The sequence below is a fragment of the Rubrilithobacter danxiaensis genome (assembly GCF_047272945.1).
In the GTDB taxonomy this organism is placed as follows: Bacteria; Bacteroidota; Bacteroidia; order Sphingobacteriales; family Sphingobacteriaceae; genus Rubrolithibacter; species Rubrolithibacter danxiaensis.
The window spans coordinates 343,512-360,423 of the sequence record NZ_JBKOPS010000003.1; the positions used below are offsets into that span (position 1 = coordinate 343,512).

At 38.2% G+C, this 16,912-nt stretch carries 17 protein-coding genes; 7 read left to right on the forward strand and 10 right to left on the reverse strand.

Annotation, left to right across the window (positions count from 1 at the left end; translation table 11 throughout):
• Positions 1-32 precede the first annotated feature (32 nt).
• The 9 genes from ACLCDL_RS05515 to ubiE all read right to left on the reverse strand — a co-directional run bounded on the left by ACLCDL_RS05515 (position 33) and on the right by ubiE (position 7,001).
• Positions 33-773 (reverse strand): isoprenyl transferase, encoded by a 741-nt coding sequence (locus ACLCDL_RS05515; RefSeq protein ID WP_423147273.1) that lies wholly within the window; start codon positions 771-773, stop codon positions 33-35.
• Between the two features lie 196 nt (positions 774-969).
• Positions 970-1,755, reverse strand: a complete 786-nt coding sequence (gene porG / locus ACLCDL_RS05520; RefSeq protein ID WP_423147274.1) for a type IX secretion system protein PorG — start codon at positions 1,753-1,755, stop codon at positions 970-972.
• Positions 1,756-1,758: 3 nt separating this feature from the next.
• The gene (locus ACLCDL_RS05525; RefSeq protein ID WP_423147275.1) at positions 1,759-2,640 is read right to left on the reverse strand and encodes an NAD kinase; all 882 of its coding nucleotides are present in this window, start codon (positions 2,638-2,640) and stop codon (positions 1,759-1,761) included.
• 37 nt (positions 2,641-2,677) lie between these two features.
• The gene (locus ACLCDL_RS05530; protein WP_423147276.1) at positions 2,678-3,340 is read right to left on the reverse strand and encodes a CBS domain-containing protein; all 663 of its coding nucleotides are present in this window, start codon (positions 3,338-3,340) and stop codon (positions 2,678-2,680) included.
• The gene (locus tag ACLCDL_RS05535) at positions 3,341-4,105 is read right to left on the reverse strand and encodes an alpha/beta fold hydrolase (RefSeq protein WP_423147277.1); all 765 of its coding nucleotides are present in this window, start codon (positions 4,103-4,105) and stop codon (positions 3,341-3,343) included. It abuts the gene before it with no gap.
• A 109-nt stretch (positions 4,106-4,214) separates the two neighbouring features.
• Positions 4,215-4,664, reverse strand: coding sequence for a GatB/YqeY domain-containing protein (locus ACLCDL_RS05540; protein ID WP_423147278.1), 450 nt, complete (start codon positions 4,662-4,664; stop codon positions 4,215-4,217).
• Positions 4,665-4,717: 53 nt separating this feature from the next.
• Positions 4,718-5,476: an SDR family NAD(P)-dependent oxidoreductase gene (locus tag ACLCDL_RS05545; protein WP_423147279.1), complete on the reverse strand. Its 759-nt coding sequence runs from the start codon at positions 5,474-5,476 to the stop codon at positions 4,718-4,720.
• 68 nt (positions 5,477-5,544) lie between these two features.
• Positions 5,545-6,273 (reverse strand): type IX secretion/gliding motility protein PorT/SprT, encoded by a 729-nt coding sequence (gene porT / locus ACLCDL_RS05550; protein WP_423147280.1) that lies wholly within the window; start codon positions 6,271-6,273, stop codon positions 5,545-5,547.
• Entirely contained in the window at positions 6,270-7,001 is a 732-nt protein-coding gene (gene ubiE, locus ACLCDL_RS05555; protein ID WP_423147281.1) for a bifunctional demethylmenaquinone methyltransferase/2-methoxy-6-polyprenyl-1,4-benzoquinol methylase UbiE, read from the reverse strand. The genes porT and ubiE overlap by 4 nt, the downstream gene beginning before the upstream one ends.
• A 129-nt stretch (positions 7,002-7,130) precedes the next feature.
• Between ubiE and yihA the strand changes: the two genes are divergently transcribed.
• From yihA to ACLCDL_RS05590, 7 genes are all read left to right on the forward strand, one after another.
• Positions 7,131-7,745 carry a ribosome biogenesis GTP-binding protein YihA/YsxC gene (gene yihA, locus ACLCDL_RS05560; protein ID WP_423147282.1) on the forward strand — a complete coding sequence of 205 codons (615 nt, stop codon included), beginning with the start codon at positions 7,131-7,133 and terminating at the stop codon, positions 7,743-7,745.
• Positions 7,746-7,794: 49 nt separating this feature from the next.
• Positions 7,795-8,655 carry a 4-hydroxybenzoate octaprenyltransferase gene (locus tag ACLCDL_RS05565; RefSeq protein ID WP_423147283.1) on the forward strand — a complete coding sequence of 287 codons (861 nt, stop codon included), beginning with the start codon at positions 7,795-7,797 and terminating at the stop codon, positions 8,653-8,655.
• A gap of 11 nt (positions 8,656-8,666) precedes the next feature.
• The gene (locus tag ACLCDL_RS05570) at positions 8,667-9,305 is read left to right on the forward strand and encodes a Crp/Fnr family transcriptional regulator (RefSeq protein ID WP_423147284.1); all 639 of its coding nucleotides are present in this window, start codon (positions 8,667-8,669) and stop codon (positions 9,303-9,305) included.
• 106 nt (positions 9,306-9,411) lie between these two features.
• Positions 9,412-10,350, forward strand: coding sequence for an NAD-dependent epimerase/dehydratase family protein (locus tag ACLCDL_RS05575; protein WP_423147285.1), 939 nt, complete (start codon positions 9,412-9,414; stop codon positions 10,348-10,350).
• Between the two features lie 52 nt (positions 10,351-10,402).
• Positions 10,403-12,109: a M3 family oligoendopeptidase gene (locus ACLCDL_RS05580; RefSeq protein ID WP_423147286.1), complete on the forward strand. Its 1,707-nt coding sequence runs from the start codon at positions 10,403-10,405 to the stop codon at positions 12,107-12,109.
• 111 nt (positions 12,110-12,220) lie between these two features.
• Positions 12,221-12,892 carry an LPXTG cell wall anchor domain-containing protein gene (locus ACLCDL_RS05585; RefSeq protein WP_423147287.1) on the forward strand — a complete coding sequence of 224 codons (672 nt, stop codon included), beginning with the start codon at positions 12,221-12,223 and terminating at the stop codon, positions 12,890-12,892.
• Positions 12,893-12,978: 86 nt separating this feature from the next.
• A complete protein-coding gene (locus ACLCDL_RS05590) occupies positions 12,979-14,700 on the forward strand; it encodes an APC family permease (protein WP_423147288.1) in 1,722 nt (573 codons plus the stop codon).
• 161 nt (positions 14,701-14,861) lie between these two features.
• Here ACLCDL_RS05590 and ACLCDL_RS05595 read toward each other — a convergent pair whose 3' ends face one another.
• Positions 14,862-16,808, reverse strand: a complete 1,947-nt coding sequence (locus tag ACLCDL_RS05595; protein ID WP_423147289.1) for a KUP/HAK/KT family potassium transporter — start codon at positions 16,806-16,808, stop codon at positions 14,862-14,864.
• Positions 16,809-16,912: the final 104 nt, after the last annotated feature.

Consider the following 16,912-nt stretch of genomic DNA (forward strand, 5'->3'; position numbering starts at 1 on the left):
GTATCAGTTGTTAAAATTTGTTAAAAGTAAAATTAGTTCAATTGTTCGCTGATTAAGCCAAAACGGCGCTCTCTGCCCTGAAAATCAATTACGGCCTTAAATAAATCTTCCCGGCGGAAATCAGGCCACAATTTTTGTGTAAAGTACAGTTCAGCATAAGCAAGCTGCCATAAAAGGTAGTTACTGATCCTGAACTCTCCGCTGGTACGAATCATTAACTCCGGATCAGGAATATTTGCGGTAGTAAGATAAGATGAAAATAATTTCTCTGTTATATCCTCAGCATTCACTTTCCCTTCCTTCACTTCGGCAGCAAGTTTTTTTGCAGCTTCTGTAATTTCCCATCTTGAACTATAACTTAAGGCTAACGTAAGGGTACAGCGTTTATTATTGGCAGTTTTGTTAATAGCCTCCTGCAATTGCCTGGCGCATTTTGAAGGTAGCTGTTTTAAGTCGCCGATCGCATTTAAACGGACTTCGTTCTCCATCAAGGTCTTTGTTTCCTTATTTATTGTAGATACAAGCAATTCCATTAAAGCAGTAACTTCCAGTTTAGGCCGATTCCAGTTTTCGGTAGAAAAGGCATATAATGTGAGGTAAGGGATCCCTATTTCTACAGCACCTTCTACCGTATCGCGGACTGCAGCAACCCCGTTCTGATGCCCAAAAACACGAAGTTTACCCTTCTCTTTTGCCCACCGGCCATTGCCATCCATAATTACAGCTACGTGCTGTGGCAACCTTTTTGTATCAATTTGCTCCTTTAAACTCATCTGATAGTATATTCCTTATTCAAGGAGAGATCAAAAATGTAAGACTACTGGCATATCTCCAGGTTTAAAACCTGCAAAGGTAAAATAAATTGCAGCTTTTCTATTAGATAATTGAAAATCAAGTTATAGAGCAATTACCTGAACGGTGTCAGTTAAGTTCTACTTAATTTTCTTTAAATATAAATACTTTTAAGATTTAAAAATTATAGCATTTATCCGACAGGAACGTGTAGGTAAGGCTAAAACCCACAAACATATAAGTATCCCGTTTCCTGAAATCGCCCCTCTGGGTACCGGTTATGCCGATATGACTTGCAGACCTATCTGATAAAGCTACCGCAGTGGGATTTATTAAGGTTGAATAATTGGGATAAATGTTGCTGACATCATCCAGATAATCGGTAAAAGCGGTACGATAACCTATTTCGCCTATTAGGTTCCATTTACCGGTGATATTATATTTTACACCTGCACCAAAAGGAACTGACAACGCATATGTTTTATACGGATTTTGAATATCCTGTCCTTCTGTACCATATAAATTCAGTTCATACTCATCTCCGTTCAATTTGGTTTTAGGATTAAAAATTACGGTTCCTATGCCGGTAAACAGGTATGGAGAATACCTTTTTTTACTAACAGAAGGTATATAGTTAAAAAAATTAAACTCTAACTGTAAAGACACCTCATCCACCGGCGAATAAAAACTAAGGTTTCTTTCTTTAAAATGTTCGTTTTTTGAAAGCGAATCTGCTGCCTGGATCTTGCCATGCATAAAACCCAATTTTATGGACCAGTAAGGGTCGATATTCCATTTAAGCTGGCCGCCTAAAGAAATATCTTTTACTTTATATGGAGTTACCGGATTTAAATCTCCCATATAAGCCGAACTACCCAAAAAGCCACCCATCTCCCAGCTTTGTGCAAAAACAGGATTCAGCAGGAAGACACAGATTGAACTCAGGCAAAAAAACCGCAGCATGTTTTAATAGTTTCGGGCATCTATTCCCCAAAGCAACTTATTCCTCAAAGTTGATAAATAAGTTTCATTATTTAAGCGTACCAGGTTTATGTTGAAATCGGCTTTACGAATGCTGAACTTAAGAGAACTGTCGATAACTTCAGTTCTTGAGTCGCAGGATAAAAGATATTTTGAGCTGCGGTCTTCAATTTCAAACGAAAGGACGTTGGAATCTGAAATCACAACCGGCCTTACATTCAGATTATGAGGAGAAATGGGTGTAATTACAAAGTTTTCTGATTGAGGAAAAATAATTGGGCCGCCGCAGCTTAACGAATAAGCAGTAGAGCCAGTGGGTGTTGCAACAATTAATCCATCTGCCCAGTAAGAATTCAGATATTCACCATTAAGAAAGGCATGAATGGTCATCATTGCAGAATTATCCCGGCGATGAATGGTGATATCGTTCAGAGCGAAATTTTCATTTTGAAATAAATTGCGTTCCGAATCTACACGTATCAAGTCCCTGTTATCTAAGGTAAATTCCCTGTTTACCAGGCTTTGTATTGCTGATTTTATATCATCTTTATTTATAGTAGCTAAAAACCCAAGCCTGCCAAAATTTATACCGATGATAGGAATTTGCGAATCGCGTACAAGCGACACAGTATCCAGTAAAGTTCCGTCTCCGCCTAATGACAATAAAACATCTACCTGTCCTTTTAACTCCTCATAAGTTCTGAATATATGAAGCTTTTTAGGGAAATAAACCTTTCCTGCAATGAACTGGCTGAATTTATCAAATACATACAGATCTATGGAGTATAATCCCATGTAATCAAATATCTGCTGAACGTAGGGAAGAGCTGTATCGCTGAATTGACGGCCGTAGATTGCGATTTTCATCCAAATTTATTTATCGAAGTTGTCCGGGCACTAGTACCTAAATACCGAGATAATTCATTAACTGATCATAACGATCTGTATGGCCCGTATCCGCTTTAATATCCTGAAAAGTTTCTTTAACTATGTAATTATACCGTTGAAAAGACGCAACAATGGCTGTTAAGTCCAGAAGGTTAACTTTCAATGTTACTTCCAGACGGGTAGAATCAGCAAATGATTGAATATAGGAACTTAAAATCTGGGCATTATTTGATTCTACAATCTGTGAAATATGCGACAAGGAATTTTCGCGGCTGCTGATCTCCAGCACAATTATTCCACCAGGCTCTTTAACTGAAGTAAGAGTTGCCATGTATTCAACCAAAGAATTAAGAGAAATCAGACCCAGGTAATTCTTCTGCTCGTCTAAAACAGGAATTACACTTAACTTCTTCTCATAGGAGGTTCGAATAGCATCATATATATGCTGCTCAGCGTTAACACAAACGTTATTTAAAGACAATGTCAGTTCGCCGACAGCAGTTTGATAATCCGGAACTTCAATAATATCCTCATCTGAAATCAGACCCAGAAACTGCTTGTCATCCACTATCGGCAAATGGCTTACGCGAAATTCAGCCATCCTGTCAAAAACTTTCTGAACGGAGTCAGAAGTTTTTAACGGTGGAATGCTATCTGATAATAATTCGCGTGCAACCATTTATTTAAGCAATATGCGGTTTAAAAACTTGTCCAGATACATATTAAACTCTTCGGGCTGCTCCATCATAGGTGCATGGCCGCATTTATCAATCCAGTTTAACTCTGAATTTGGCAACAACTGGTGAAACTCTTGCGCAACTTCCGGAGGAGTAACACGATCATTTTTCCCCCAAATTAAAGAGACCGGTATAGTTATCTTATGCAATTCTTTTGCCATATTATGCCGGATTGCTGATTTTGCCATTGCGAGTATCCGTATTACCCTGTTACGGTCGTTTACTGTTTCAAAAACCTCGTCAACCAATTCCTTTGTAGCTGTTTTAGGGTCGTAAAAGGTAAATTCTGTTTTTTCCTTAATAAAGTCATAGCTTTCTCTGCGTGGAAAAGAGCCGCCAAAAGAATTTTCATACAAACCGGAACTTCCTGCAAGAACAAGTGCTTTCACTTCTTCGGGATGTGCCAGCGTTAATACCAAACCTACATGGCCGCCCAGTGAGTTTCCTAAAAGGGTTACCTGATCTAATTTTTTAAAACGTATAAATTTATGAACATGTTTGGCTAAACTTTTTACGCCTGTTGTTAATAATGGCATTTCATAAATGGGCAGCATGGGAATGATGATACGGTAACGTGTTCTGAAATTAACAACAACGCTTTCCCAATTGCTTAAAGCACCCATTAAACCATGAAGCAACAACAGTACCTGGCCCTCGCCTTCTTCGATGTATTTAAACCCATTTTCTTCTTTTACTGTAAACTCCATAGATTATTTGAGACTATGCAAATGTTATTAACGATTGGTAAAAAAATTAAAAATAATTAATTGTATGTAAAACAGTACTGCGATTATAACAAAGAAACAACAAATAATTTTACGATAGCAATTCTTTTACAACTTCAGAAATAGCCTTGCCATCTGCTTTTCCTGCTAATTCTTTATTAGCCAGCCCCATCACTTTCCCCATATCTTTTATACTGGAGGCTCCTGTACGCGAAACAATTTCTGAGATATAATTTTTAATCTCTTCTTTATCCATTTGCCTAGGTAAGTATGCTTCAATTACTTCCTGTTCTTCTATCTCCACTTTATAAAGATCTTCCCGGTTTTGCGTTTTATATATTTCTGCCGATTCTTTACGTTGTTTTACTAATTTTTGAAGCACCCGGATTTCGGTTTCTTCACTTAAATCCTCTGAAGCCCCTTTCTCGGTTCTGGCCAGTAAAAGAGCCGCTTTAACAGCACGCAACCCGCGTAAACGAGCCTCATCTTTTGCCAGCATTGCTCCTTTTATATCCTGATCTATTTTTTGTTGTAATGACATTTAGATTTTATTGTTGTATTGCTTAATTGTTGTGCAAAATTATCCTTTTTAACTTAATCACGCCTGATATTTGTAGCTGTTGCCTGGGCTGCAGGCATTATTACCAGTTCATTTATATTTACGTGGGCAGGCCTGTTTACGGCAAACCATATTGTTTCAGCTATATCAGCAGCAATTAATGGTTCAAACCCTTCATACACTTTTCCAGCCCGCTGTTTATCGCCTTTAAAACGCACTTCCGAAAATTCCGTTTCTACCGCCCCGGGATGGATTCCTGTTACTTTAATTCCATAAGGTAATAAATCAATACGCATTGCTTTATTCAAAGCATCCACAGCATGTTTGGTTGCACAATATACGTTTCCTTTCGGATAAACTTCTTTCCCGGCAATTGATCCCAAATTAATAATATGGCCCAACTTTCGTTCAACCATCCATTGCGATACTATTTTAGTTACATACAATAATCCTTTAATGTTTGTATCAATCATCACATCCCAATCATCGGTACTGCCTTCATCTATCGGATCAAGCCCCTGACTTAAACCGGCGTTATTAATCAGTACATCTACTTTTTTCCATTCTTTGGGCAGCTGATCCAGATTAGCCTGAACTGCGGCTTTATCACGAACGTCAAAATTTAAGCTTATTGTTTTAACAGGATACGTTTTTTCCAGATCATCAGAAAGCTTTTTTAGCCGGTCAGCTCTTCTGCCGGTTAAAATAAGATTGAAATTATTTGAAGCAAAGGTATGAGCACATGCTTCGCCAATCCCGGCTGTGGCCCCTGTAATCAGTGCAATTCTGGACATAACAAGTTTTACTTTTCGAAATTACATTTTTTTAGCTATCAAAACAGGAATTGAAAAAAGAGAATATTTTACTCGAAATACAGACTAAACTGCAAATTTCTAAGAAAAAGTTTATCCAGGGGAGATGAATAAGGATTTACTTCGGATTTCAACACGCTGTTTACTGAGTTAGAAAGCTTAATTTCAGGAGAAAGCTTAAAAAATTCAAAATAAAAATCGAAGCCTATACCAGCTTCGTACGATAAAATTCCACGTTTATTTTTTACAAACTTCTCTGAAAAATCCAGCCCCTCATCGTTGGTTTTCTTTTTAGAAATAATATCTACCGAATATTTTAATCCCCCGATCAGGTATGCCCTGAAGTTATTCCTGCGGTCAGATTTTAGCTTTATTCCAATGGGCAGATCGATCATGGTAGCGGAAACTTTCTTCTGCCTGAATTGAGTGGTATCAAGGTAATTATAGTCCAGCAACCTGTCCGTAAATACCATTGCCGGTGTAAAACGAAGATTGGCATGATCGCCCAAAGCGAGGTCGCTTACAAAACCTAAACCGAAGCCGGGAGTTGGAGGCGAACTGATCGAGTAAAGTGAATCTGAAACCAGTGCATTGGTTTCGGGGTCTGTAAAAGGAGCACGCCAGTCCTTCTTTTTCAATATTTTATACTCAGAGCTAATGTATTGAAAAGTAAATCCGAAATGGAGCAGTTCGTTATCAACTCCTCCTCCCCAGTTCTGTGCAAACAAGGACAAACGCATCAATACAAGAATCGCTATCAGCGTAAAGCGTTTTATCATTTAACTCCTGTATAAATAGAACAGATACCAAACGCCAGAGGGCGGTTTCTGGTATTTTTATAGCCTACTTTTTCCATTAAAGCAGTAAATTTTTTTCCATCCGGAAATGCTTCAACAGATTCTGGCAAATAAGAATAGGCGCTGCTGTCTTTTGAAAACAACTTGCCGATGCCAGGTGTAATATAGTGAAAATAGAAATTATACAGCTGCTTTACCGGGAATACCCGCGGCTTTGAAAACTCGAGGATTACTACTTTCCCTCCTGATTTTAATACCCGGTGCATGTCTTCTAAACCTTTTTCAAGGTTTTCAAAATTTCGCACACCAAAAGCTACAGTAATGGCGTCGAAGGTATTGTCTTCAAATAAAAGTTTTTCCGAATCTCCCAGCTGCACTTCAAAAATTTGCTGCAGGTTGCGCTTTCGGATCTTTTCTGCAGCTACATCCAGCATTCCCCGGGAGATATCTACCCCGATTATCTTCTCAGGTTTCAATATCCGGATGGCTTCAAACCCAAAATCGCCAGTTCCTGTAGCCACATCCAGAATTTTTTGCGGCTTTGTACTTACTAATTCCCTGATAGCCTTTTTACGCCAGATTACATCAATGCCTAAAGACAAAAAATGATTTAAAAAATCGTACGTTTTCGAAATATTGTTAAACATACTCGCTACCTGTTCTTTTTTAGTAGCATTCGGATCTTTATACGGAGTAACTGTTTCTGGCATAATGAAGCAAAGATAAGGTAAAAGGTTGGAGGTGAAAGGTAAAAGTGGAGAGCCAGAAGCTTAAAGTTCGCTATTTGACATAATGTGCTCTGCTCTCTGCTCTCAGAACTAATTTCTACCTTTGTATCAATGATTATAAAATCGGCTGAATTTAAGTGCAGCAATACACGAACAGATAAGCTTCCGCCACCGGCATTACCTGAATATGCTTTTATCGGAAGATCGAATGTTGGCAAGTCGTCTCTGATAAACATGCTTACTCAGAAAAAAGGCCTGGCAAAAACGTCGCAAACACCGGGAAAAACACAGCTTATCAATCATTTTTTGATAAATGAAAACTGGTACCTGGTAGACCTGCCCGGATATGGTTATGCAAAAACCTCCAGAAGTAACAGAAATGACTGGGAAAGATTTATCCGTTTCTATCTTAAAAACCGGGAAAGCTTACAATGTGTATTTGTTTTAATTGACAGCAGGCTAGAGCCGCAAAAAGTTGATCTTGATTTTTGTTTCTGGCTTGGCGAACAGGGAATTCCCTTTGTTCTGATTTTTACTAAATCGGATAAGCAGTCCGCTTTAAAAACTCAGCAAAACGCAGAGAAGTTTAAAAAGGCGTTACTGCAGTTCTTTGAAGAATTTCCAGCCGCATTTATTACTTCTTCCGAAACTCAACAGGGCCGTGAAGAAGTACTTGCTTTTATAGAAGATATCAATAACAAATTCATTTCTCCATTGGAAAGTTAATAAGGTGTACAACAAAAAAAGAATCAATAAAAGGGAACATTAAAAAACAATGAAAAAATACCTTTCGCTCGTTCTGTTTGCTCATACTATTTTTGCAATGCCGTTTGCCTTTATCGGCTTTTTTCTTGCTGTTACCACTACCGATCATACATTCAGCCTGAGTAAATTGATACTGATGGTCCTTTGCATGGTATTTGCCCGTAATTCGGCCATGGCTTTTAACAGGTATCTCGACAGGGATTTTGATGCCAAAAATCCACGTACGGTCATTCGTGATATCCCTGCGGGAAGGATTCCGGCAAAAAACGCACTTATTTTCACGCTGATCAATTGCCTTCTGTTTATTTCTACTACTTACTTTATCAATACTCTTTGTTTTTATTTATCGCCCGTAGCACTGGCAACAGTTTTAGGTTACAGTTATACTAAAAGGTTTACACCGCTTTGCCATATTGTGCTGGGTACGGGTTTAGGGCTGGCTCCGATCGGTGCTTATCTAGTTGTTGCAGGAGAATTCAATTTACTGCCAGTCTTTTTCTCCCTTGCAGTATTATGCTGGGTAAGTGGTTTTGATATTATTTACGCCTTGCAGGACGATGAATTCGATAAACAGGAAAATCTGCATTCTATTCCGGCCTGGCTAGGTCGAAAAAAAGCGCTTACAGTTTCTTCTGTTCTGCACATATTTTCCGTCATTTTTGTTATTCTGCCTTTATTCTATGCTCCATTAAGCTGGTTTTATATAGCAGGAGTTATTTTCTTTATCGGGTTGTTGATTTACCAGCACAGCCTTGTAAAACCTACCGATTTAAGTAAGGTAAACCTTGCATTTGGGACAACCAATGGCATTGCCTCCGTTATTTTTGCTGTTTGTTTTCTTTTGGATGCTTATTTTAGAAGTAATTTCTAAAACTCCTATCTATGAAAATAGTAACAGAACGCCAGCTGGAGATTTACAGGGCCTTTTTAACCCGATATGTAACTTTTACAGAGGAGGAGTGGGCTATATTTCAAAGCTTTCTTCAGCTGAAAAGCATAAAGAAAAAGGAAAATTTTGTCGAAACAGGTAAAGTCTGTACAGAAGTTGGATTCATTTTAGAAGGATCAGTACGCATCTACCATATTAAGGACGGCCAGGAAATAACCGGTTATTTTTGCCTGGAAAACGAACTCATAAGCTCGTATAAAAGCTTTCTGAACCAAAATCCTTCCAATTGTTATATCGAAGCGCTGGAAAATACTGAAATAATTATTTTTTCTAAAAATGCCCTTGGACAACTTTTAAATAACCCGCTTATTAACTATAAAATGGAACGATTCGGCCGCCTTGTAGCTGAAGAACTTCTCTGTTGTTACGATGACCGTGTATTTTCTTTCGTCACTCAAACTCCTGAAGAACGTTATCTCCAGCTTCTTCAGTATGGCAGAAATATTCTTAAACGTATTCCACAGCATTATATAGCAAATTACTTAGGCATTACCCCTGTTTCGCTTTCGCGGATACGAAAACGGATTCTGGAACCAGCTTCGGGATTGCTTGTAAACGGCGCTTTAGAGTAAGGCTCCTTCTACATTCAATTTTAGTTCCCTTTCAAATTCTTATCTTTTGTTAACGTTTTAGCCAAATTGCTCCAACTACTTTTGAATCAAATCAAAACAAAAAATTATGCATACCATATTAGGAGCAGGCGGACCAATCAGCAATGCGTTGACACGCGAACTATCAAAAACAACGGAAACTGTTCGTTTAATTAGCCGCAGAGAAATTGCAACAAGAGGCAATACCACCTGGAAGAAAGGCGATTTATTAAACTTCTCTGAAATCTCTTCAGCCGTTAAGGGCTCATCTGTAATTTATTTGTGTGCGGGTTTAAAGTACGATAAAGAAATATGGAGACAGCAATGGCCCATTATTATTAAAAATGTAATTAATGCGGCTAAAGAAAATAATGCCCGACTGATTTTTTTTGACAATGTATACATGTATGGCCGGGTAAAAGGCCCGATGACTGAGACTACTCCTTACAACCCGTCAAGCGTTAAAGGCGAAATCAGGGCAAAAATTGCCGATACCCTAATGCAGGAAGTTAAAGCCGGTAACCTACGTGCCAGTATAGCACGTGGGGCTGATTTTTACGGTGCTACAGATTCCATGAATAGTTTCTTTGACATGATGGTTTTAGATAAACTTTCTAATAACCAAACTCCGCAATGGATCGGTAATGTCAATACCTTACATTCCTTTACATACGTTCCCGATGCAGCTAAAGGCATGTATTTATTGGGGCAAAATCCGAAAAGCGATAACCAGATTTGGCATTTGCCTACAGCACCCGCAATAAAAGGAAAGGAATTTATTCGGCTTGCTGCCGATATTTTCAACAAGCATCCAAAATTTACGAAAATAAATAAACTGATGCTGCAACTGGTAGGATTATTTAACCCGGTTGTAAAAGGAACTGTAGAAATGTATTACCAATATCAGTACGATTACAACTTTAACTCCGATAAATTTGAAAAAGCTTTTGGAATAAATCCGACTTCTTATCACGAGGGAATACACTTTTTAAGTCAATCCTTCTACAATAAACGCAATGCTAAATAAGAATTTAAAACAACATGAACTGTATTTAACTTAGTAGCGTTAAATATTGATCATGATAGCGAAAAAAGAAAGAAAATACATTCCGGCTGATTTAGAAATAAAATGGGAAGCATTAGAACCGGCTTTTATCGAACTGAAAGAACGGCAAATCAACTCTGCTGAAGAACTTGAAACCTGGCTGAAAAACAGAAGCGAACTCGAAGCCGCCCTGGAAGAAGATTTCGCCTGGCGGTATATTAAAATGACCTGCGACACCACTGACGAAAAGCTGCTTCAGGATTTTCAATATTTTGCTACCGAAATTGAACCTAAAATTGCGCCGCTTTCTAACGAACTGAATAAAAAATTCATAGAAAGCCCCTTTGCTGAGCAGCTCGACAAAGACAAATATTTCATTTACATACGAGGTGTAAAAAAAGCGCTCGAACTTTTCAGGGAAGAAAATATTCCTTTATTAACCCAGATACAGGTAGAACAGCAGCAATACCAGTCTATAACAGGTTCCATGAGCGTAACGCTTGAAGGAAAAGAATATACGCTGGAACAAGCTTCGGTTTTTTTAAAAAATACAGACAGGAATATCCGGCAAAAAGCCTGGGAAGAAATCACAAACAGGAGGCTTCAAGACAAAAACAAACTGGATGATCTGTTTAACGGGTTACTGAAGTTGCGTCATCAGGTAGCAAAAAATGCGGGATTTGAGAATTTCCGGGATTATATGTTCCAGGCTTTAGGCAGATTTGATTACACACCTGAAGATTGTTTTAATTTTCATCATGCCATTGAACAGGAAATTGTACCAATATTAAGGGAACAGGCTGAAAAAAGAAAAGAAGCTTTGGGATTAGAAAGCCTTAAACCCTGGGATACGGAAGTAGATACATCAGGAAAGGAGGCTTTAAAACCGTTTCAAAACGGACAGGAGCTAATTGATAAATCCATTGAATGCTTCAAAGGTTTAAATTCCTATATCGGAGAACGTTTAGAAATAATGAAAGCAAACGGCCTTTTTGATGTAGAAAGCAGGAAAGGAAAAGCTCCGGGCGGTTATAATTATCCTTTGGCAGAAACCGGCGCTCCGTTTATTTTCATGAATTCCGCCAATACTTTTCGCGATTTAACAACCATGGTGCACGAAGGGGGGCATGCCGTGCATACCTTCATTTCGGCTGATTTGGAATTAAATGACTTTAAGCATCTTCCTTCGGAGGTTGCCGAACTTGCTTCCATGAGCATGGAGCTAATTTCAATGGATAAATGGGACGTATTTTTTAAGGATGAGCAGGAACTGAAACGTGCTAAACGAGATCAGCTGAAAGATGTGCTGAAAACCTTGCCCTGGGTTGCGGTAGTCGACCAGTTTCAGCATTGGATTTATACCCATCCCGAACATACTACCGAAGAGCGAAAAGAGAGCTGGAAGCTAATATTTGAAAGATTCGGAAAGAATTTTGTTGATTGGTCTGGCTATGAGGAAGCAATGGAAAATCTGTGGCAAAAGCAATTGCACATTTTTGAAGTTCCTTTTTATTACATTGAATATGCTATTGCTCAGTTAGGCGCTATCGCTGTATGGAAGAATTATAAACAAAATCCACAGCAGGGTTTAGAAAAATACCTGAATGCATTAAAACTAGGTTATACAAAATCCATTCGGGAAATTTATGAAACGGCAGGAATTAAGTTTGATTTCAGCGCAGACTACGTAAAAGAACTGGCTCAATTTATCAAATCAGAATTAGCAAAACTGGAAGAATAACACTGAACGGAGGGTTCAGAAAAATTTTCCTGAACTCTCCGTTATTATCTTTAAAAATTTAAGCTTCAGGCAAAAATTTAAACTTTTTATAAGCAGAAAGGTTATGAGATAATGAAAAAGTTGTTTCTTACCTTTCTTCTTCTCTCATTCTTCACTCATAGTTTTGCCCAGAAATGGGAAATTCATAAAATTGATGATTCTATCCAGGTTCTTTTACCCGGGGATATTCAGAAAAAAGACACCCTAAATCAAACTATCATTTCCGCTAAAACTGCTTTCGGAAATATTTTAATTACCATAAGCCCTGATAATCCTAAAGCAACTCCGGATATTGAAAAGAAAAAGCACCTGGATCAGTATTATTCAGATTATATCGAAAAAATAACTACAGGATCAAAAGGAACCGTATCTGACGAAAATGACACTACGATAGGAAACTTAAGAGTAAAAGATTTTACGCTCGCCTTAGATAGTGGCAGCGGCAAACAAATACGCAATATTCGTATCCTGCACGAAAACAGTGCTACTTATACCTTCCAATTTCTTTACCAGGATCTGCACAAAGAATACGCAGAAGCGGAGAAGGAGAAATTTTTTAGCTCGATAAAAATCGTTCCACCCGCTACTATTCAAAGCCAGTTTACCAAACCAGGAAACACAACCGGGCGAAGTGCTACACAAGGGCAAACCAATCTTACAATTGCCGGAATTATACTGGCTGTTATAATCATACTGGCTGTTATTTTTATAATACGAAGAAAAAAGAAACATCAGCATCATTAACAGCACTGCGATTGTTTAATTATTTCTATCATTCAGTCTTAAATAATTTTTAAGTTTGAGGGATATATTATTAACAATTCCGTCTGATGGCATTTAATTTCTTTCGTAAAAAGCCCCTCTCTAAAATTTTAAATGATATTGAAAGCGGTTATAGCGATGGCGAAAGTTTAGACACAAATGCAAGGCTGCATAAAGTACTGAAAGTAAGGGACCTTACTTTTATGGGAATTGCGGCCGTAATAGGAGCCGGAATTTTTTCAACTATCGGAGAAGCTTCTTTTCATGGAGGCCCCGGTGTTACTATCCTTTTCATTCTTACAGCTGTAACCTGCGGTTTTTCTGCACTTTGCTATGCAGAATTTGCTTCACGTATTCCGGTTTCGGGCAGTGCTTATACCTATGCCTACGCTTCATTTGGTGAATTAATAGCATGGATTATCGGCTGGGATCTGCTTATGGAATACGCCATCGGAAACATTGCCGTCGCTATTTCATGGAGTGAATATTTTACCAATCTGCTAGAAGGATTTAATATCCATGTCCCCTCCTACTTAACTATGGATTATCTTTCGGCCTACAGGGCTCATGATAAAATCCAGCAGTTAACAGCCGCCAATCAACTGTCAGAAATAACTGATAATTTACGTTTCCAGGCTTCCGCATGGGAAAATGCACCTGCACTTGGAAGTTTGAAATTAATTGCCGACATCCCTGCACTTCTGATCGTTGCATTAATAACCTACCTGGTTTATATCGGAATCAGGGAAACAAAAAAAGCAACCAATGCAATGGTGATGCTAAAAATAGGAGTTGTAATAGCAGTGATTATACTTGGAGCTTTTTATATTACTCCGGCCAACTGGTCACCCTTTTTACCCAACGGCTTTGGTGGTGTAATGAAAGGCGTTTCGGGCGTTTTCTTTGCTTATATCGGTTTTGATGCCATTTCTACAACTGCAGAAGAATGTGAAAATCCGCAAAGAGACCTTCCGAAAGGAATGATATATTCATTAATTATTTGCACCATTCTTTATATTCTTATTGCCTTAGTCCTTACGGGGATGGTCAATTACAAGGATTTACAGGTGGGTGACCCATTGGCGTATGTTTTTGAACAGGTAGGACTAACTAAAATAAGTTATATCATTTCAGTTAGTGCCGTTATTGCTACAGCAAGTGTGCTGCTAATCTTTCAGATGGGACAGCCTCGTATCTGGATGAGTATGAGCAGGGACGGTTTACTGCCGAAGGCATTCTCCTTTATTCATCCAAAATACAAAACACCTACTTTTTCTACTATTGTTACCGGTATTGTTGTGGCAGTTCCGGCGCTGTTCATGAACCTTACAGAGGTAACTGATCTTACCAGCATCGGTACTTTATTTGCTTTTGTACTGGTTTGCGGCGGCGTTTTATTATTACCGAAAGAAGAAATAGAACAAAGCAAAGGAAAATTCAAAATTCCTTATATAAACTCGAAATACATTATTCCGGTATTATTTATTGTTGGTATTATTACTTTTTGGCAGCCTTTAATTATGCTCATTAGTTTAACTAAGGACTGGCATTCTTTAAAAGATGATCTTCCTTATTTTCTGTTTATTCTTCTGTCGGCTACGCTTGCAGTTCTTTCCTTTACCAAAAATTTATCCTTAATACCTGTTTTAGGTTTACTCAGCTGCTTTTATTTAATGACAGAATTAGGATACACCAACTGGCTGCGTTTTTTAATCTGGCTCGGTATGGGGCTGATTGTTTACTTTTCGTACAGTTACAAAAACAGCCGGTTAAACAAGAGTAGCTACTAGTTTATGATAGATAGCGGATGGGGCATAGTTCATAGCAGATAGATCATAGATATTATTCATGGCGTTTGATTTATAGGATTTGAGGTGCACGTCCAGCATGCTATCGACTATAAACTATGCCATGAACCATGAACTATACCTATGAACTATAAGCCTGTAAGCTAAGAACTACGTAGCCGTTTTAATTCAATATCTTCTGTGGTGGTTACAATAAGTGGTACCTGTTCAACGGTTACAAAACTCAGATCCAATCCAAAACCTCTCTCCTCAGATAAGCTGAAATGTTTCAGAATGAAGTAGTAGTCCATCATAAAACGTTCTATAAAATTCAGTTTATTTGACCTTGAAAGTACCTTTTCGAGAACAACGAACCTGAAATCACCAACTATTTTATGTTTATTTAACGACTCGTATTTACTTGTGATATCAATTTCGCCGTTTTTAACCAATTCTTCAACCACCAGCCTGAATAAGAGATTTATTTTTTGCTCAACTCTGAAACCAAGTTTAAAATCAACCCGGATCAATTTTCCGGGTATAAGAAAATCAACTTTATACTCCCTAGTATAAGGCTCGTCCATTACATCCACATGCACAAGCCAGTACACATCTGCCCTTTTAGGTTGTTTCTGTAAAATTGAGTAAATAATTTTTGATTCAATTTCTGAGCGGAAATTAGCGCTGGTTAAATATACCAGCTGAGATGAGTACTTCGGAACTGTTGTATCCTCACTTAATTCTTTAATAATTGGAAAATAATCTTCGATCTCTACAAACTTAACATAGCGGTTTTTGATTTTTCTTGCTGATGCCCATGACCACATAACAGAGAAAATAATTACTGACAACATCAGTGTAAACCATCCTCCATGAAGGAATTTTGCCATATTTCCTGATAGGAACGCCAACTCAATAATTCCGTAGACACTTGCGAAAGTAACAATGAGATAGGTTGGAAATTTCTTCATTTTGAGATAGACCGACATCAAAATGGTTGTCATCATAAAAGTCAGCGTTATGGCTAAACCATAAGCTCCCTCCATATTGGATGACTTTTGAAATATAAACACCACAATCATACATCCGACCCACAATATCCAGTTCATGGATGGTACATAAAGCTGGCCTTTTTGATTAGACGGGTAATTTATTTTAACTTTTGGCCATAAGTTTAGACGAACAGCTTCCGAAATGAGGGTAAACGAACCGGAAATCATCGCCTGGCTGGCAATTACCGCTGCTATGGTTGCTATACCGATTGCAAAGAACTTAAAGTCCTCGGGCACTATGGAGTAAAATGGATTTTCGTTATGTAGAACAGCACCCTGATGCTGCAATAGCCAAACGCCCTGTCCGAAATAATTAAGCAATAAGGCAGTTTTAACATAAATCCAGCTTATCCGGATGTTTGATCTTCCGCAATGTCCCAGATCAGAATACAAAGCCTCGGCACCCGTTGTACATAAAAAAACAGCTCCGAGGATAAACAGGGCTTTAGGGTTGGCTGCTAAAATATGATATGCGTAGTACGGATTAATAGCCTTTACAATACTTGGCATCTGGAAAACATACATGGAACCAAAAACAGCCATGGTAGTAAACCATATGAGCATTAAAGGGCCGAACGCTCTTCCAACAAGTGATGTTCCAAATTGCTGAATAATGAATAACGAGGTAATAATCAGCATTACAATAGGCATTGTAGGCATGCCGGGATAGATATTTCCCAATTCTTCAATAGCTGCCGAAACTGTGATTGGGGGAGTTATCATGCCATCGGCTAAAAGTGATGATCCGCCAATCATGGCCGGAATAACAAGCCAGCGTGCTTTTTTTCGAACCAGTGATAGTAATGAAAAAATTCCTCCTTCACCCTTGTTATCTGCTCTAAGGGTAATTATAACATACTTTATGGTGGTTTGTAAGGTCAGTGTCCAAAATATGCAGGATAAACCTCCTAAAACAATATCCGGAGTGATAATATTTTTTTCACCAATAATAGCTTTAAAAACATATAAAGGTGAGGTTCCAATATCGCCGTAAATTATCCCTAAACTAATTAATAAACCAGCAGCAGATAGTTTATGCAGATTTTTATGATTTCCCACTTCTATTTTTATTTACCGGGCACAAAAGTACAGCTATCCGCAGAATTAACAAAGGTGAAAATCAGTGCCTCCAATAAACGCTTAGTATCCTGTTTCTTCATACT

What these genes read in the sequence shown, in the direction of transcription:
- porG (WP_423147274.1), bottom strand. Translation starts at nt 1,755, where the DNA reads ATGCTGCGGTTTTTTTGCCTGAGTTCAATCTGTGTCTTCCTGCTGAAT.
- yihA (WP_423147282.1), top strand. Translation starts at nt 7,131, where the DNA reads ATGATTATAAAATCGGCTGAATTTAAGTGCAGCAATACACGAACAGAT.
- ACLCDL_RS05525 (WP_423147275.1), bottom strand. Translation starts at nt 2,640, where the DNA reads ATGAAAATCGCAATCTACGGCCGTCAATTCAGCGATACAGCTCTTCCC.
- porT (WP_423147280.1), bottom strand. Translation starts at nt 6,273, where the DNA reads ATGATAAAACGCTTTACGCTGATAGCGATTCTTGTATTGATGCGTTTG.
- ACLCDL_RS05575 (WP_423147285.1), top strand. Translation starts at nt 9,412, where the DNA reads ATGCATACCATATTAGGAGCAGGCGGACCAATCAGCAATGCGTTGACA.
- ACLCDL_RS05570 (WP_423147284.1), top strand. Translation starts at nt 8,667, where the DNA reads ATGAAAATAGTAACAGAACGCCAGCTGGAGATTTACAGGGCCTTTTTA.
- ACLCDL_RS05540 (WP_423147278.1), bottom strand. Translation starts at nt 4,664, where the DNA reads ATGTCATTACAACAAAAAATAGATCAGGATATAAAAGGAGCAATGCTG.
- ubiE (WP_423147281.1), bottom strand. Translation starts at nt 7,001, where the DNA reads ATGCCAGAAACAGTTACTCCGTATAAAGATCCGAATGCTACTAAAAAA.
- ACLCDL_RS05590 (WP_423147288.1), top strand. Translation starts at nt 12,979, where the DNA reads ATGGCATTTAATTTCTTTCGTAAAAAGCCCCTCTCTAAAATTTTAAAT.
- ACLCDL_RS05585 (WP_423147287.1), top strand. Translation starts at nt 12,221, where the DNA reads ATGAAAAAGTTGTTTCTTACCTTTCTTCTTCTCTCATTCTTCACTCAT.
- ACLCDL_RS05545 (WP_423147279.1), bottom strand. Translation starts at nt 5,476, where the DNA reads ATGTCCAGAATTGCACTGATTACAGGGGCCACAGCCGGGATTGGCGAA.
- ACLCDL_RS05580 (WP_423147286.1), top strand. Translation starts at nt 10,403, where the DNA reads ATGATAGCGAAAAAAGAAAGAAAATACATTCCGGCTGATTTAGAAATA.
- ACLCDL_RS05565 (WP_423147283.1), top strand. Translation starts at nt 7,795, where the DNA reads ATGAAAAAATACCTTTCGCTCGTTCTGTTTGCTCATACTATTTTTGCA.
- ACLCDL_RS05515 (WP_423147273.1), bottom strand. Translation starts at nt 773, where the DNA reads ATGAGTTTAAAGGAGCAAATTGATACAAAAAGGTTGCCACAGCACGTA.
- ACLCDL_RS05530 (WP_423147276.1), bottom strand. Translation starts at nt 3,340, where the DNA reads ATGGTTGCACGCGAATTATTATCAGATAGCATTCCACCGTTAAAAACT.
- ACLCDL_RS05535 (WP_423147277.1), bottom strand. Translation starts at nt 4,105, where the DNA reads ATGGAGTTTACAGTAAAAGAAGAAAATGGGTTTAAATACATCGAAGAA.